The following is a 15,942-nucleotide window of genomic DNA, read 5'->3' on the forward strand; positions in this document are numbered from 1 at the left end:
GTTTCGCCGCCGCACTATGCTGAAAACACTCGCGCGCCCGTTCGTGCTACGCCATCCGTGAAGTCGCGGTTGCCGCGCAGTCCGGGGCGCACTCACTGTGTTGAAAGGGCTCTGGAGTGTCGGAACTGCTGTGGGATGAGATCGATCGGCGCGCGGTGGACACCGCCCGGGTTCTGGCGGCCGACGCCGTTCAGAAGGTCGGCAACGGCCATCCGGGAACCGCGATGAGCCTGGCGCCCGTCGCCTACCTGCTCTACCAGCGCGTGATGCGTCACGACCCGGCGGACACCCACTGGATCGGACGCGACCGGTTCATCCTCTCCGTGGGTCACTCCTCTCTCACGCAGTACATCCAGCTGTATCTCGGCGGGTTCGGCCTCGAGCTGAACGACCTCGAGTCGCTGCGCACCTGGGGTTCGCTCACCCCGGGCCACCCGGAGTACGGCCACACCAAGGGCGTCGAGATCACCACCGGCCCGCTCGGCCAGGGTCTGGCCTCGGCGGTCGGCTTCGCATACGCCTCGCGGTACGAGCGCGGCCTGTTCGACCCCGACGCCGCCGCGGGCACCAGCCCCTTCGACCACTACGTGTACGTGATCGCCGGCGACGGCGACCTGCAGGAGGGCGTGACCAGCGAGGCGTCGTCGCTCGCCGGCCACCAGCAGCTCGGCAACCTGATCGCCATCTACGACTCCAACCGCATCTCGATCGAGGGCGACACGAACGTCGCCTTCACCGAGAAGGTCCGGGAACGCTACGAGTCCTACGGCTGGCAGGTCCTGCACGTGGACTGGGTGCGCACCGGCACGTACGTCGAGGACGTCAAGGAGCTCTTCGACGCGATCGAGCAGGCCAAGGGCGAGACGTCGAAGCCCTCGCTGATCATCCTGAACACGATCATCGGCTGGCCGGCGCCGAACAAGAAGGGCACCGAGTCGGTGCACGGCAACGCGCTCGGCGCGGACGAGGTCGCGGAGACCAAGGTCGTGCTGGGCTTCGACCCGGAGAAGAGCTTCGTCGTCGAGGACGACGTGATCGCACACACCCGCGAGCTCGGGGCGCGCGCCGCCGCCGAGCGGGCGACGTGGCAGGAGGGCTTCGACGCGTGGGCCGCGGCCAACCCGGAGCGCAAGGCGCTGCTCGACCGCCTCGAGGCGCACGAGCTGCCCGAGGGCATCGAGGACGTGCTGCCCGTGTTCGAGGCAGGCACGGAGCTCGCGACCCGCGCCGCCTCCGGCAAGGTCATCAACGCCCTGGCGCCCGAGCTCCCCGAGCTGTGGGGCGGATCCGCCGACCTGGCCGGATCCAACAACACCACGATCGCCGGTGCTCCGTCGTTCATCCCCGCAGAGTGGTCGACCCACGACTGGAACGGCAGCCCCTACGGCCGCGTGCTGCACTTCGGCATCCGCGAGCACGCCATGGGCTCGATCCTCAACGGCATCGTCCTGCACGGGCCCACGCGCCCGTTCGGCGGCACGTTCCTGATCTTCAGCGACTACATGCGCCCGCCGGTGCGCCTGGCCGCGCTGATGAACGTGCCGAGCATCTTCGTGTGGACGCACGACTCCGTCGCGCTCGGCGAAGACGGTCCCACGCACCAGCCGATCGAGCAGCTCGCCTCGCTGCGCGCCATCCCGAACCTCGCGGTGGTTCGCCCCGCCGACGGCAACGAGACCGCCGCCGCCTGGCTGGAGATCCTCCGCCGCCACGGCGGGCCGACCGGCATCGCCCTGACCCGTCAGAACGTGCCGAACTTCGCCCGCGGCACGGGAGAGGCGTCCGGCGAGACCTTCGCCGCCGCCTCGAACACCGCCAAGGGGGCGTACGTCCTCGCGGAGGCGCCGAACGGCACCCCCGACGTCCTCCTCATCGCGACCGGTTCCGAGGTCCAGCTGGCCGTCGCGGCCCGCGAGACCCTCGCGGGTGAGGGCGTGAACGCCCGCGTGATCTCGGCGCCGTCGCTCGAGTGGTTCGCGGAGCAGGACGAGGCCTACCGCGAGTCCGTCCTGCCGTCCTCCGTCAAGGCGCGCGTCTCGGTCGAGGCCGGATCCACGCTGAGCTGGCACGGCATCGTCGGATCGACGGGGCGTTCCGTCGGCATCGACCACTTCGGCGCCTCCGCCGACTACAAGACCCTGTTCCAGAAGTTCGGCATCACCACGGAGGCCGTCGTCGCGGCCGCCCACGAGACCATCGCCGCTTCCGCGGCCGCTTGAGCACCATCCAGAGGAGATCCGCATGACCACCCCCACCGCAGCCCTCTCCGCAGCCGGCGTCAGCATCTGGCTGGACGACTTGTCCCGCTACCGCATCACGTCCGGCAACCTCGCCGACCTCATCGCCTCCCGCAACGTCGTCGGCGTGACCACCAACCCCACGATCTTCGCCAACGCGATCACCAACCCGGACGACACCTCGTACGACGGTCAGGTCGCCCAGCTCGCCGCCTCCGGCGCCACCGCGGAGGAGGCGATCTTCGAGGCGACGACGCAGGACGTCCGTGAGGCGCTGGACATCTTCCGCCCGGTGTGGGAGGAGTCGAAGCACGTCGACGGCCGCGTCTCGATCGAGGTCTCCCCCGACCTCGCGCACGACACCGACGGCACCGTCGCTCAGGCGAAGGAGCTGTGGGCCAAGGTCGACCGCCCCAACCTTCTCGTGAAGATCCCGGCCACGAAGGCGGGTCTGCCCGCCATCACCGCGGCGATCGCCGCCGGCATCAGCGTCAACGTCACCCTGATCTTCAGCCTGGAGCGCTACGCGGAGGTCATCGACGCGTACCTCGCCGGGCTCGAGCAGGCCAAGGCCGCGGGCATCAACCTGTCGACGATCCACTCGGTGGCGTCGTTCTTCGTGTCGCGCGTCGACACCGAGACCGACAAGCGTCTTGCCGCGATCGGCACCGACGAGGCCGCGGCGCTCAAGAGCAAGGCAGGGCTCGCCAACGCGCGCCTCGCCTACGAGCTGTACCAGAAGACCTTCGCGGACGAGCGCGCCGCCGCGCTGCTCGCAGCCGGAGCCAACCGTCAGCGTCCGCTCTGGGCCTCCACCGGCGTCAAGGACCCCGCCCTCCCCGACACGCTCTACGTGACGGAGCTCGTCGCGGCCGACGTCGTCAACACGATGCCCGAGAAGACCCTCGAGGCCACCTTCGACCACGGCGTCGTGACCGGCGACACCATCACCGGCACCTATGACGAGTCCCGCGCGGTGTTCGCGGACCTCGCCGCCGTCGGCGTCGACTTCGCCGACGTGACCCAGGTGCTCGAAGACGAGGGCGTCGCGAAGTTCATCGACTCCTGGCACGATCTGCTGGGTCAGGTCCGCGAAGGACTGGAAGCGCAGCGGTGAGCTTCGAGATCCACACGTCGGGGGCGCCGAAGGCGGCGATCGACGAGGTCGTCCCGCGTCTGGTGGGCGAGCTCATCGCCTCCCGAGTCACCAACGGCGACCCGACGGTGTGGGGCGAGGCGGCCGAGGCCGAAGCGTCGATCCGCCTCGGGTGGGTCGACGCGGTCTCCGTGTCGCGCCTGCTGGTGCCCGAGATCCTGGCTCTCCGCGACGAGCTCGCGGCGAAGGGCGTCTCGCGCGTGGTGCTGGCCGGGATGGGCGGGTCCTCGCTCGCCCCCGAGGTCATCACGCAGACCGCCGGCATCGACGTCACGATCCTCGATTCCACAGCGCCAGGACAGGTGCTCGCCGCCATCGACGCGGGGCTGTCCGACGTCGTGCTCGTGGTGTCGTCGAAGTCCGGCTCCACCGTCGAGACCGACGCGCAGCGCCGCACCTTCGAGGCCGCGTTCCGCGATGTCGGGATCGACCCCGTGGAGCGCATCGTCATTGTCACGGATCCGGGATCCCCGCTCGACACGTCCGCCCGCGAGGCGGGCTACCGGGTGTTCAACGCCGACCCGAACGTGGGCGGCCGCTACTCCGCGCTCACGGCGTTCGGACTGGTGCCGTCCGGTCTCGCCGGTGTCGACATCGGCGAGCTGCTGGACGAGGCCGAGGCCACGCTGCTGCAGGTCGCGATCGACTCGCCGGAGAACCCGGCCCTGCTCCTCGGTGCGGCGATCGCCGCCAGCAGGCAGAGCCCGGGCGGGCCGCGTCGCGACAAGCTCGGGCTGATCACCGACGGCACGCACATCGTCGGACTGCCCGACTGGATCGAGCAGCTCGTCGCGGAGTCGACGGGCAAGGACGGCACCGGGATCCTGCCCGTCGTGCTGCTCCCGGTCTCCCCCGAGGTCGACAGCCGACCGGCGGATCTGCAGCTGGTCCGTCTCGTCGACGACGCCGACGAGTTCCACCTGCGCGAGCGCCACCCCGGCGAGATCCTGGTCAGCGGCACGCTCGGCGCGCAGTTCCTGGTGTGGGAGCACGCGACCGCGGTCGCCGGATACCTGCTCGGGATCAACCCGTTCGACCAGCCCGACGTGGAGTCGGCGAAGGTCGCCGCCCGTGGCCTGCTGGACGCCCGGCCGGAGCCGTCGCCGGCCGCCTTCGAACAGGACGGGGTGGAGGTGCGCGCCTCCGATCCGGCGCTGCTCGTCTCCGGCACGATCGCCGGCGTGCTCGACGCCCTGTGGGCGCGGCTGCCCGAGTACGGCTACGTCTCGATCCAGGCGTACGTGAACCGCCTCGAGATGCCGCAGCTGCAGGGCCTGCGCGAGCTCGTCGCCGCCGACTCCGGACGTCCGACGACGTTCGGCTGGGGTCCGCGCTTCCTGCACTCGACCGGCCAGTACCACAAGGGCGGACCCGATCAGGGCGTGTACCTGCAGATCCTCGAGCGCACGGATGTGGATCTGGAGATCCCGGACCGTCCTTTCACGTTCGGCCAGCTCATCGAGGCCCAGGCCGCCGGCGACGCCGGCGTGCTCGCCGCCCATGGGCGACCGGTCGTCACTCTCACGATCACCGAACCGCAGGACGACGTGCTCGACCTGTTCGAGGCCGCTCAGTAGGCCCGCAAAACCCCCTCAGGAGAATCCCCCACCGATGACTGTCCACGTCACCCGCGGCCACAATCCGCTGCGCGATCCCGACGATCGCCGACTGAACCGGATCGCAGGGCCCAGCGCCCTCGTGATCTTCGGCGTCACCGGCGACCTGTCGCGCAAGAAGCTCATGCCCGCCGTCTACGACCTCGCCAACCGCGGTCTGCTGCCCCCGGGCTTCGCCCTGGTCGGCTTCGCCCGCCGCGACTGGGAGGACCAGGACTTCGCCCAGGTCGTCTACGACGCCGTGAAGCAGCACGCGCGCACCCCGTTCCGCGAGGAGACGTGGGCGCAGCTACTGCAGGGCATCCGCTTCGTCTCCGGCGAGTTCGGCGATCCGGACGCGTTCCGCCGCCTGCGCGAGACGGTCGAGAAGCTCGACGTCGAACGCGGCACCATGGGAAACCACGCGTACTACCTGTCCATCCCGCCGAACCAATTCCCGCTGGTCGCGCAGCAGCTGCGCGACTCGGGTCTCGTCGAAGGACACCAGGACGCCGACCACTGGCGCCGCGTGGTGATCGAGAAGCCGTTCGGGCACGATCTGGCCTCGGCGCGGGCGCTCAACGACGCGCTCGAGGGCACCTTCCCGCCGGACTCGATCTTCCGGATCGACCACTACCTCGGCAAGGAGACGGTGCAGAACATCCTCGCGCTGCGCTTCGCCAACGAGCTGTACGAGCCGATCTGGAACCGCAACTACGTCGACCACGTGCAGATCACGATGGCCGAGGACATCGGCGTGGGCGGCCGCGCCGGCTACTACGACGGCATCGGCGCCGCGCGCGACGTCATCCAGAACCACCTGCTGCAGCTGCTCGCGCTCACCGCGATGGAGGAGCCGATCAGCCTCTCCGCCGAGCACCTGCGCGCGGAGAAGGAGAAGGTGCTCGCCGCGGTGTCCCTCCCCGACGACCTCTCCCTCGCCACGGCGCGCGGGCAGTACGCGGGCGGCTGGCAGGGCGGCGAGCAGGTCACCGGCTTCCTCGACGAGGACGGGATGGATCCGGCCTCCACCACCGAGACGTACGCGGCCGTCAAGCTCGAGATCAACACCCGGCGCTGGGCGGACGTGCCGTTCTACCTGCGCACCGGCAAGCGCCTCGGCCGCCGCGTCACCGAGATCGCGGTCGTGTTCAAGCGCGCTCCCGAGCACCTGTTCGGCGGCGCGCAGACCTCGGAGCTGGGTCAGAACGCGCTCGTCATCCGCGTGCAGCCGGACGAGGGCGTCACGCTCCGCTTCGGCTCCAAGGTGCCGGGCAACGGCAGCAACGTGCGCGACGTGACCATGGACTTCGGCTACGGGCACGCCTTCACCGAGGCGAGCCCCGAGGCGTACGAGCGTCTCATCCTGGACGTCCTGCTGGGCGACCCGCCGCTGTTCCCGCGGCACGAGGAGGTCGAGCTCAGCTGGAAGATCCTCGACCCCGTGGAGCAGTACTGGGCCGCGGAAGGCGGCCCGCTGGAGCAGTACGCTCCCGGTTCCTGGGGCCCGGCTTCCGCCGACGCCCTGCTCGCCCGCGACGGACGTGTCTGGAGGCGCCCGTGATCATCGATCTGCCCGACACCACCACCAGCCAGGTCGCCAAGAACCTGGTCAAGGCCCGCGAGGAGGGCGGCGTGGTCGCGCTCGGACGCGTGCTCACGCTGATCATCGCCGCGAACGACGACGTCGCCGAGTCGGCGATCGATGCCGCGAACGACGCCTCCCGCGAGCACCCGATGCGCGTGATCGTGCTGACCACGAGCGACGGCGAGGCGCGCCTCGACGCGCAGATCCGCGTCGGCGGCGACGCCGGTGCGAGCGAGGTCGTCGTGCTCCGCGCCTACGGTGACGCCGCCAGCAACGAGGAGAGCCTGGTCACGGGTCTGCTGCTGCCCGACGCCCCGGTGGTCGTGTGGTGGCCGCGCGAGGCGCCGGAGGCGCCGGCAGCCTCTCCCCTGGGCCGGATCGCGCAGCGCCGCATCACGGACGCGGCGACCGCGGACGACGTGCGGGCGCAGCTCGAGGTCCTGGGGCGCACCTACGTGCCCGGAGACACCGACCTCGCCTGGACCCGGCTCACGCACTGGCGCGAGCAGCTCGCCGCGGTGCTGGACCAGCCGCCCTACGAGGACATCACCGCGGTCGAGGTGCGCGGCTCCGCCGCCTCTCCGTCCACGGCACTGCTCGCGGGCTGGCTGCGGCTGGCCCTCGACGTTCCGGTGCGCTGGGCGTACGAGCCCGTCGACGACTGGGCTCACGGCATCAAGTCGGTGCGGCTCACCCGGTCGAACGGCGACATCCTGCTCGAGCGCCCGGTGCCCGGGTCGGCCGTGCTCACCCAGCCCGGACAGCCGGACCACGAACTGCACCTGCCGCGGCGCACGCTGCGCGAGTGCCTCGCAGAGGAGCTGCGCCGCCTCGATCCCGACCTGCTGTACGGCCGCGTGATCACCGAGGGCTGGGAGCTGCTCGAGGCTCCGGAGGCGGTGGCCTGACATGGCCGCCGAATCCCCCGCGAAGCGCGTCGTCATCGGCGCGGATCCAGCCGCTCTCGCGCGTCTGGTCGCCGACCGGTTCCTCGTGCGTTTGCGCGCGCGGATCCGGGACGGCCGACTGGCGCACATCGCCCTGACCGGGGGCGGCATGGGAGCAGCCGTGCTGCGCGCAGTCGCAGAGGATCCGCGCACCGCGGAGGTGGACTGGTCGCTCGTGCACTTCTGGTGGGGCGACGAGCGCTTCGTGCCGCGGGACGACCCCGACCGCAATGCGGGGCAGGCGCGCGCCGCGCTGCTGGACCGGATCCCGGTCCCCGCAGGGAACGTGCACGAGATGGCCGCGAGCGACGCCGGGCTGACCCTCGATGAGGGTGCGGACGCCTATGCCGCCGAGCTCGCCCGATTCGGCGACGCGGAGCGGGCCTGGCCGTCGTTCGCCGTCTGCTTCCTCGGCGTCGGGCCGGACGGTCACATCGCGTCGCTGTTCCCCGACCGTCCCGAGATCACCGTCACGGACAGGCCGGTCCTGCCCGTGCGGGACTCCCCGAAGCCGCCGCCGGAGCGGATCACGCTCACCCGCCCGGTGATCAACGCGTCCAAGCGGGTGTGGCTGGTGCTCACCGGCGCGGACAAGGCCTCCGCACTGGGGCTCGCACTCGCGGGCGCGAACTACGAGAACGTGCCGGCGGCAGGCGCCAAGGGGCGCAAGCGCACCGTATTCTTCGTGGACGAGGCAGCGGCATCAGAGGTCGCCCCCGACCTCATCGACGTGGACTACTGAGCACCGGGGCGACGGCACGTCGCCTCGATCAGCTCCAGGAGGATCCGTTCCCGCGTTCGTCGACATCGCTGCCGGCGCGGGACGGGTCCTCTCGTCGTAGCGGTGCCACATTCGACGGCCACTCCGGGGCGTCCGGGCGCTCATCGTCGCCCGGCTCCGAGCCCTCTGGAGACGTCGCCGGCCCGGTCGGCGCTGCCGGCCCCGACGGACCGCGGTCGGAAGCCGCCGCGGACGACGGCGGGGTCGCGCCCCCGCCGCTGCCGCGGGTGATGGGCAGCTCCTGGCTCTCGCTGACCACCTGCGGGTGGTACCGGGCGAGCGTGACCACGCCCCAGCCCGCGATGAGGCCGGAGATGCCGAAGGCGACGAACACCCAGGTCGGCGCGGCCGCGCCCTCCTCGAGCACCAGCAGGCCGATGAGCACGGCGACCATGGGGTCGATCACGGTGAGCCCCGCGATCACCAGGTCGGGCGGACCGGATCCGTAGGCGGTCTGCACGAAGTAGGCGCCCGCGGCACCGGCCGCGATGAGCGCGATCACGCAGACCGCCGTGAGCCAGTCGAACTGCCCGAACTGGATCCGGATGAGCACGGCCTTCGCCAGCGTCGCCACGAAGCCGTACAGGATGCCCGCGCCGGTGACGTAGAAGAGCGCTCGCATGCGATGCCGCAGGATCAGCCAGCAGGTGCCCAGCAGGATGATCACGAGCAGCAGGATCGTCAGGATGGTGAAGAGCTGGATCTCGCTGATCCGCCGCTCGGCGGCGAACAGCGCGGCGAACAGCACGAAGATGAAGATGCCGCCCACGCACGCGAAGATCGACACGAGGGAGCGCCTGGTCGGCGCCATGCCGCTGACGCGCGCGTTCAGCAGCGTGGTGATCACCAGGGCGATGGCGCCGAGGGGCTGCACCACGATCAGCGGCGCCTTGGTGAGCGCGGCGAGCTGGCAGACGATCGCGAGGACCAGCATGAGCGTGCCGATGATCCAGGAGGGGCGGCTCAAGAGGCCCTTGACCTGTGCCCAGCTGAGGCCGGATCCCGCGTCGGAGCCGCTGAGCCGCTCCACCTTCTCGACGCCGCGATGCTGATACTGCGCGCCGAGGGACATGAAGACGGCACCGGCGAGGGCCAGCGGGATGCCCATCAGCAGTCCCGGGTTCTGGAACACGCCGACGAGGTGGTCGCCGACGTTCGCCGCCCCCACGTCCCGCGTCAGGTCCTCAAGCACCCTTCGAGCCTACCCGCCGACGCGCGCCCACTAGGGTTGACGCGTGGCAGTGCTTCCGATTCGCATCATGGGCGACCCCGTCCTGCATTCCCCCGCCGAACCGGTCGGTGAGATCACCGACGAGATCCGCACGCTCGTGGCGGACATGTACGAGACCATGGACATCGCTCCCGGCGTGGGCCTCGCCGCACCGCAGGTGGGCGTCGGCCTGCGCATCTACGTGTACTCGTACGTGGACGACGATGAGAACCCCTGGCGCGGCGAGATCATCAACCCCGTGCTGTGGATGGCGCCCCTGGAGCCCGGCTCGCCCGACCCCGATCTGGAGTCGGAGGGATGCCTGTCGTTCCCGGGCGAGCGGTTCCCGCTGCGTCGCTCCGAGCGCGTGCTCGTCACCGGCACGAACCTCGACGGCGACGAGGTGCGCATCGAGGTCGACGGCTGGCGCGCCCGCATCATGCAGCACGAGTTCGACCACCTGGACGGGATCCTGTACGTCGACCGTCTCGACGACGGCGACTGGAAGACGGTCCAGAAGATCGCCCGCAAGCGCGGCTGGGGACGCCCCGGCGCGAGCTGGCTGCCCGGCGTCGATCACCTCGAGGGGTGAGCGCTCCCGCGCCGGTGTGCGACGCGCCCGGGCGGCGCCCCGAAGCGGGATGCACGGTCAACCTTTGCTATAGTTGACGAGTTGCCCGCCCAGCGGGGAGCATTCCTCGGTAGCTCAATTGGCAGAGCAGCCGGCTGTTAACCGGCAGGTTCTTGGTTCGAGTCCAAGCCGGGGAGCGACGAACCCCCATCCGATCCGTTCGGGTGGGGGTTCTCTGCTTCTCCCACCAGATACGCGATCGTCGTGTCGAGTCGGCGCGCAACGACGCGCAACTGCTCGATGCTGAACTTCTGCTCAGCACGCAGCTTTTTGCCGATCGCGGTCGGGTCGAGCCCGAGCAGCTCGGCCACGTCCTTGTTCTTCACCCGCTGCTCCCACATGAGCGTGTGTACGCGGCGGCCCACCATCACGTCGATGGGCTCCTCGATGGGCAGAACCGGATTCGCTGTACTCATGCGGCCATAATACGGACAAAGCGGACATTCCGACAAGACACATGCCTGAAAGTCCCGGTATGCCCGTTTTGTCTGGTACGGTCCCGAACATGCCAGAAAAGCACGTTCGGGACACAGAGTGGCTCACGCCGGCGGAAGCGGCGTCGGCACTCGGCCTCACACCCAAGTCCGTTTCGCGGCTCGCCGACAAGGGATCGATCCGCGCCATCCGTCCGGGCGGCACGCAGCGCCGCTACGCCGCTGCGGACATCGAGGCGATCATCGCCCGCGAGCCGTGGGAGCCGGGGCGGTGAACACGGTTGTCGGGCTCATCGTCTTCTTCACGATCCTCGGCGTCGCCGTCGTCGTCATCATCGTCTGCGCCTGGGGCGTCGTGGCCTCACATCTCGCCCGCCACGTACCTGTTCATGCGGCGGGAGATCGAGCGGCTGCGCCGGGAGCTGCACGCGGTGACCGTGGACCGGGACCACTGGTACATGCGGGCGAACTACACGCCCGAGGAGATCGCCGAATTCCAGCACCGGCTCACGATGGGCCTGGATCCGGACACCGGCGAGTGGCTGACGTTCGATCAGCAGGACGCCCGATGAGCCGCCCGAGCGCGCGCAAGGTCGCGATCTGGGCCGACGTGCGCGCCGCGCTCGACCACATCAAGATGACCGAGTTCCTGCTGGGCTTTCAGCCCGAGAAGCCGCGCGAGATCGACTGGGAAGCGGTGCAGCTCCAGCTCGGCGACGCGCGCGCCGTGCTCGGCGCCGTGTGCCTCGCCCTCTCCGACGAGGAGGTCGAGCCGTGATCCTCAACGGCGCATGGATCCTCGCCGGCCTGTTCCTCTGGGGCGCGTACAAGCTCGCCTGCTGGGTCGGTGAGCGGCCCGCACCCAACCGCACGGATGGGAGTGAGTGATGAGCCACCCACTGCGTGACCTGATCGCCAACCGCGTCGCACAGCGCGATGAGGATCTGATCCCGCTGCCGAAGTACATGCTGGCTGTGACGATCGCGGCGAACACTCTGGACGAGCTGCACAACGCGGTCGATCAGCTTTCGCTCGACTTCATGACCGAGTGGCGCGACCGTGAGCAGATCGAGTCCACGGACGGGCGGATGAGCGTCGTTCTCGATGTGACGAGCCAGCATCAGACGCCGGAGCGTTACGCGGAGCAGCTTGCCGCGTGGAGCAGCCAGCGGCGCACGAACCGCACGATCCGGTGTGATGCGTGCGGCGATTGGCTCGCGGTCCCGCCTGGTGACGGCCCCTGGATCGAGCGCCACGAGGACGGCTCGCACACCCACGATCCGCGCACGGCATGGGTGGCAGATCGCACGAACGGGAGTCCGGAGTGAGTCTGCACGGCGTGTGCATGCGGTGCGCTGGTGAGCCGCGCATCGTGACGGCACCCGACGATCTGCCCTGGGCCGATGCTCGCGCGCTAGTGCTTGCCGGGATCCGGGAGCACAACGAGACCATGCACGCCGACGCGCTCACCCTGGAGCGCGCCGCCGACGCGCTCAGATCCGCGTACGCGAGAGGAGACGGTCTGCTGTGGTGAGTTTCGTCAATCCGCAGACCGAGCGTTTCGACGCGACGCTGCTAGCCGATCACATCGCGCACGAGCCCACGAAGCTCGGGCGCGATTTCGCGGGGAACCTGTACGAGTACCGCGAGGGCGTGTATGTGCAGGATCCGTACGTGGTCACGCGGCGCTGCGCGAAAGCGCTCGGCGCGACGTACACGAAGAACGTCGAGTCTCAGGCCGCGGCGCACCTGCTGAACATCGAGCTCACCGAGGTGGGCCTGCCCGAGCTCCCCCGCGGCTACCTGGACTACATCGTGCTGGAGAACGGCGTCTACTGGTGGCGTGAGGATCGCCTCACACCGCACAACGAGATGCTCGGCGCGCTGACCAAGCTCCCGATCGTGCACGACCCGATCGCGATCCCGCACGAGTTCCGCGCCTGGCTCGATCAGGTGTTCGGCGACGATCCCGTCATGCAGGATCACGTGTGGGAGGTGATCGGCTACCTCCTGATGACCGGCAACCCGCTGCAGAAGATCATCCTGCTGTACGGCGCCGGCGGCGACGGCAAGGGCACCCTGATGCGCCTGCTGCGCGCGATGCTCGGCAAGGCCAACTACAGCTCGGTGAGCATGCACCAGCTGGTCGAGGACCGGTTCGCGTCGTCCAACCTCTACGGCAAGATCGCGAACATCAGCGGCGACCTGTCCGAGGCGTTCCTGCGCGACCCGCAGATCCTCAAGGAGATCACCGGCGGCGACTCGATCAGCGCGTCACGCAAGCACGGGCAGGCGTTCGAGTTCGTGCCCTACGCCGTCCCCCTGTTCGCCGCGAACGGGTTCTTCCGCACCTCCGACAACTCCCGCGGCTGGCGCCGGCGGTGGATGGTGATCGAGTTCCCGAACCAGGTCGAGTCCGAGGACAACACCGGGCCCCTGTACGACGAGTCTGTGCTGACCGACGAGATACCCGCGATCTTCAACTACGCGATGGAGGGCCTGCGCCGGCTCATGGAGCGCGGGCGGTTCCTGCCGCCCGATGCGGTCAAGGACGCCACCACGCGCATGCACGACGAGGCCGACCCCTTCCTCACCTGGCTGGAGGAGGACGACGCCGTGACCGAAGGCGCCGACCAGTCCAGCCCGAAGGACGACGTGTACAGGGTCTACTCGACCTGGTGCCGCCGCAACGGCTACCAGGCGATGAACTCCGGCTCTCTCGCTCAGCGCCTCAAGCAGCGCGGCGTGACCGCCACCCGCCCACGCATCAACGGTGGCCGCGTCCACTACTACCAGGGCATCAGCGTCATGATCACGGCGGACCGCGCATGACCGCCGTGGGCTGGTCAGGGCTGACCGCGGTCAGGGCAAACCGGGCCGCGCCCGCTCCCCGTGCCCCTCATCATGATGAGCTTCGCCGATGGAATGAGGGTGGTCAGCCCTGTGGTCAGGGCATGGTCAGGGCTGTGGTCAGCCCTCGATCCCAGGCGGGGGGCGGCCTGGTCAGGGCGGTCAGCCCTCTCTCTACTTTCTCTCGCGTAAGAAAGAGAAGAGAGAGAAATAGGGAAACTGCCCTGACCGGCCTGACCAGGCTGGATCGGCCATGACCGACAAGCATCGGGATCCGCTCTACCTGGCCAACGCTCGGATCGTGCGCGCTCGGGTCCGACGCGACTGGCGGCACGGCACCGAGGTGCGCTGCTGGCGGCGCGGCTGTCCGATCGAGCCGGGCTCCCGGTTCGACGTCGGGCACCTCGACCCGGACGGCGGGCACGCGCTGTCCAACCTCGCGCCCGAGTGCGTGCGCTGCAACCGATCGGACGGCGGACGGCGTGGCGCGGCGCTGACCAACGCGCGCCGCGCCGGCCAGCCCGCGCCGCGCAGCGCGCCGACCACACCGACCGCGGGCCTCGCGCCGTGGTAACCACCGCTGACCAGCCTTTTTTTAGGTGCTGGTGCAACCCCCGCCTCCGGCTCCAAGAGCCACTTTTCCCCCTGAACTGGAGAACATCATGACCCTGACGCCGACGCTCGCCGACCTGTGGTCCGAGGCGAACTGGCTCGAGTGGCGATCGCGCCTGGACCACCTCACGCCGATCAAGCTGACCGAGCTCGTCACCACGGAGCAGTCGCGGGGCGAGTTCATCCAGGGGGCGCGGCTGCTGCGGCTGGATCAGCGGCAGCGTGCCGGCGATGGCGGGTTCGGGCCGTCGCCGATGCAGCTGCTCGTCGCGGACGTGCTCGCCGCCGGCCGATTCATGAACGCGATCTTCGAGCCGCGCCGGTCCACGAAGACCACCGCGGTGCAGGCCGTGATGCTCGGGCGATGCTGGTCGCGGGAGGATTACACGGTCGGGTGGACCATGTTCACGACCGGGGCGAAGGCAGGGCAGCGGTTCCGCGAGGACATCGTGAAGCACCTCGTCAAGCTGTGGCCGGACTCCAAGACGAGCCCGGTCGCGATCGGCCTGTCCAAGGGTGGCGAGCAGCTCGTGTTCCGCGACACGGGCTCGCTCATCCAGGTCGGCACGCCGAACGGCGACATGTTCCGCTCCGGCGGGTTCGATCTCGCGTTCGGCGACGAGGCCGGCGAGGCCGACGTGGACCAGGGCGAGGACGTGACGCGCGCCGTCATCCCGACGATGGACACAAAGATCGGCGCGCAGTTCGTGCTCGCCGGCACCGGGCAGAAGTGGCGGACCGGGCAGCTGCTCTGGGACAACCTGCACGACGACGAGGCCGCGATCGCGTGGCACGGGATCCCCGAGACCGTGGACCGCGCCGAGCTGGTGTCGTGGGAGCCAGACCTACCGCACCCGAAGACGGGCGCGACGGGCGGGCGGATGCGGGAGTGGATCGAGCGCACCCACCCGGGCCTCGGGTTCACGACGCTCACCGACGCGCCGAAGCGCTCGTTCGACAAGTTCCCGCTGGACGACTTCCTGATCGAGTACGGCGGGCAGTTCGGGCTCGAGGGCGCCGCGGACGTGCTGATCCCGCCGGCCCAGCTCGAGCGGGCGCTGACCCGCGCCGCGTTCCCGGAGCCGCCGGCGCGGTTCTCGGCCGCGCTCAAGGTGCACCACCTCGGCAACGCCGCGTCGCTCGCGATCGCGTGGGACTACACGCCGCCCGCGGATCTCGTGCAGCTCGCCGGCGGCGAGGCGCCGCGGCGACGCCGGGCGGTCGCGCTGTGGTGGCACCAGCAGGGCACGACCGGCCTGGACGTCGAGGTGCTGCTGCGGATGCGCCGGCACCCGGCCGTCGTGCTGCGCTACGACAAGCGCGGGTACACGGAGGAGATCGCCGAGAAGCACATCGCGACCGCGACGCCGCGGCCGCTGATGAAGCCGACCGTCGCGGCCGACATCCCCGGATCCACGGTCGGGTTCCTGCGCGCGCTCGAGCAGGACGACCTCGTGATCTTCGCCAGCCCCGAGCTGGAACGGGCCTGCCGGATCGCGACGCGGCAGGCGTTCGGGAACTACGGCACGTTCCGGTTCGGTCCGCCGAAGGACGACCCCGAGGCGGACGTGACCCCGGTCGAGGCCGCGGCGCTCGCGCTGCGGTTCCTGGACGATGCCCCGACCACCACCAGCCCGTCCGACGTGTTCACGTTCTGAGGAGACACACCATGATCCGACTCGACTGCACGCCCGTGAGCGTCGTCATCGTCTGCACCGACTGCGGCCCCGCCTGGACCGGGTTCGCGTTCACGAAGATGGAAGGCTGGGAGCGGGGCGCCGCGCACGAGAAGCGCACCCACCCTGGCCAGACCCAGGCGCAGGACGCGCTCTCCGAGGCGCGCCGAAAGGCGGCGCAACACGCCGTCTGATTCCTGATCTGTGGGATACCGGGCCGAGGGT

The 15,942-nt window shown here is 70.0% G+C and carries 18 protein-coding genes and 1 tRNA gene; 17 read left to right on the forward strand and 2 right to left on the reverse strand.

Annotated features, from left to right (window positions below; translation table 11 throughout):
• Positions 1-116 precede the first annotated feature (116 nt).
• From tkt to pgl, 6 genes are read left to right on the forward strand one after another with little or no spacing between them, the layout of a single operon-like run.
• Complete coding sequence (tkt, locus tag ACYQ1L_RS09775) at positions 117-2,219, forward strand: transketolase (RefSeq protein WP_460003977.1); 2,103 nt, start codon at positions 117-119, stop codon at positions 2,217-2,219.
• A 22-nt stretch (positions 2,220-2,241) separates the two neighbouring features.
• Entirely contained in the window at positions 2,242-3,354 is a 1,113-nt protein-coding gene (gene tal / locus ACYQ1L_RS09780) for a transaldolase (protein WP_460003978.1), read from the forward strand.
• Positions 3,351-4,970, forward strand: coding sequence for a glucose-6-phosphate isomerase (locus ACYQ1L_RS09785; protein WP_460003979.1), 1,620 nt, complete (start codon positions 3,351-3,353; stop codon positions 4,968-4,970). Before tal ends, ACYQ1L_RS09785 begins: the two co-directional genes overlap by 4 nt.
• A gap of 34 nt (positions 4,971-5,004) precedes the next feature.
• Entirely contained in the window at positions 5,005-6,552 is a 1,548-nt protein-coding gene (gene zwf / locus ACYQ1L_RS09790) for a glucose-6-phosphate dehydrogenase (RefSeq protein WP_159575931.1), read from the forward strand.
• The gene (locus tag ACYQ1L_RS09795) at positions 6,549-7,484 is read left to right on the forward strand and encodes a glucose-6-phosphate dehydrogenase assembly protein OpcA (protein ID WP_460003980.1); all 936 of its coding nucleotides are present in this window, start codon (positions 6,549-6,551) and stop codon (positions 7,482-7,484) included. The genes zwf and ACYQ1L_RS09795 overlap by 4 nt, the downstream gene beginning before the upstream one ends.
• Position 7,485: 1 nt before the next feature.
• A complete protein-coding gene (gene pgl, locus ACYQ1L_RS09800) occupies positions 7,486-8,265 on the forward strand; it encodes a 6-phosphogluconolactonase (RefSeq protein WP_460003981.1) in 780 nt (259 codons plus the stop codon).
• A gap of 28 nt (positions 8,266-8,293) precedes the next feature.
• Here pgl and ACYQ1L_RS09805 read toward each other — a convergent pair whose 3' ends face one another.
• Positions 8,294-9,412 carry a DMT family transporter gene (locus ACYQ1L_RS09805; RefSeq protein ID WP_460005796.1) on the reverse strand — a complete coding sequence of 373 codons (1,119 nt, stop codon included), beginning with the start codon at positions 9,410-9,412 and terminating at the stop codon, positions 8,294-8,296.
• Between the two features lie 127 nt (positions 9,413-9,539).
• Here ACYQ1L_RS09805 and def point away from each other — a divergent pair, with 127 nt between their 5' ends.
• Positions 9,540-10,106: a peptide deformylase gene (def, locus tag ACYQ1L_RS09810; protein WP_460003982.1), complete on the forward strand. Its 567-nt coding sequence runs from the start codon at positions 9,540-9,542 to the stop codon at positions 10,104-10,106.
• A 103-nt stretch (positions 10,107-10,209) separates the two neighbouring features.
• A tRNA-Asn gene (locus ACYQ1L_RS09815) sits at positions 10,210-10,282 on the forward strand.
• Here the strand turns inward: ACYQ1L_RS09815 and ACYQ1L_RS09820 are convergent.
• Positions 10,244-10,561 carry a helix-turn-helix domain-containing protein gene (locus tag ACYQ1L_RS09820; protein WP_460005797.1) on the reverse strand — a complete coding sequence of 106 codons (318 nt, stop codon included), beginning with the start codon at positions 10,559-10,561 and terminating at the stop codon, positions 10,244-10,246. The two genes, ACYQ1L_RS09815 and ACYQ1L_RS09820, sit on opposite strands and share 39 nt — an antisense overlap.
• A gap of 89 nt (positions 10,562-10,650) precedes the next feature.
• On the opposite strand from ACYQ1L_RS09820, the gene ACYQ1L_RS09825 reads away from it, so the two are divergent.
• The 9 genes from ACYQ1L_RS09825 to ACYQ1L_RS09865 all read left to right on the forward strand — a co-directional run bounded on the left by ACYQ1L_RS09825 (position 10,651) and on the right by ACYQ1L_RS09865 (position 15,911).
• The gene (locus tag ACYQ1L_RS09825) at positions 10,651-10,854 is read left to right on the forward strand and encodes a helix-turn-helix domain-containing protein (RefSeq protein WP_460003983.1); all 204 of its coding nucleotides are present in this window, start codon (positions 10,651-10,653) and stop codon (positions 10,852-10,854) included.
• Positions 10,855-10,968: 114 nt separating this feature from the next.
• Positions 10,969-11,151 (forward strand): hypothetical protein, encoded by a 183-nt coding sequence (locus ACYQ1L_RS09830; protein ID WP_460003984.1) that lies wholly within the window; start codon positions 10,969-10,971, stop codon positions 11,149-11,151.
• Entirely contained in the window at positions 11,148-11,357 is a 210-nt protein-coding gene (locus ACYQ1L_RS09835; RefSeq protein ID WP_460003985.1) for a hypothetical protein, read from the forward strand. Before ACYQ1L_RS09830 ends, ACYQ1L_RS09835 begins: the two co-directional genes overlap by 4 nt.
• A gap of 109 nt (positions 11,358-11,466) precedes the next feature.
• Positions 11,467-11,907 (forward strand): hypothetical protein, encoded by a 441-nt coding sequence (locus ACYQ1L_RS09840; protein WP_460003986.1) that lies wholly within the window; start codon positions 11,467-11,469, stop codon positions 11,905-11,907.
• 44 nt (positions 11,908-11,951) lie between these two features.
• Complete coding sequence (locus tag ACYQ1L_RS09845; RefSeq protein ID WP_460003987.1) at positions 11,952-12,113, forward strand: hypothetical protein; 162 nt, start codon at positions 11,952-11,954, stop codon at positions 12,111-12,113.
• Entirely contained in the window at positions 12,107-13,411 is a 1,305-nt protein-coding gene (locus ACYQ1L_RS09850; protein ID WP_460003988.1) for a DNA primase family protein, read from the forward strand. The genes ACYQ1L_RS09845 and ACYQ1L_RS09850 overlap by 7 nt, the downstream gene beginning before the upstream one ends.
• Positions 13,412-13,682: 271 nt before the next feature.
• Positions 13,683-14,003 carry a hypothetical protein gene (locus ACYQ1L_RS09855; protein WP_460003989.1) on the forward strand — a complete coding sequence of 107 codons (321 nt, stop codon included), beginning with the start codon at positions 13,683-13,685 and terminating at the stop codon, positions 14,001-14,003.
• Between the two features lie 88 nt (positions 14,004-14,091).
• Positions 14,092-15,699 carry a hypothetical protein gene (locus ACYQ1L_RS09860; protein WP_460003990.1) on the forward strand — a complete coding sequence of 536 codons (1,608 nt, stop codon included), beginning with the start codon at positions 14,092-14,094 and terminating at the stop codon, positions 15,697-15,699.
• 11 nt (positions 15,700-15,710) lie between these two features.
• Positions 15,711-15,911 (forward strand): hypothetical protein, encoded by a 201-nt coding sequence (locus tag ACYQ1L_RS09865; protein ID WP_460003991.1) that lies wholly within the window; start codon positions 15,711-15,713, stop codon positions 15,909-15,911.
• Positions 15,912-15,942 lie beyond the last annotated feature (31 nt).

The sequence above is a fragment of the Microbacterium xylanilyticum genome, from assembly GCF_054654695.1.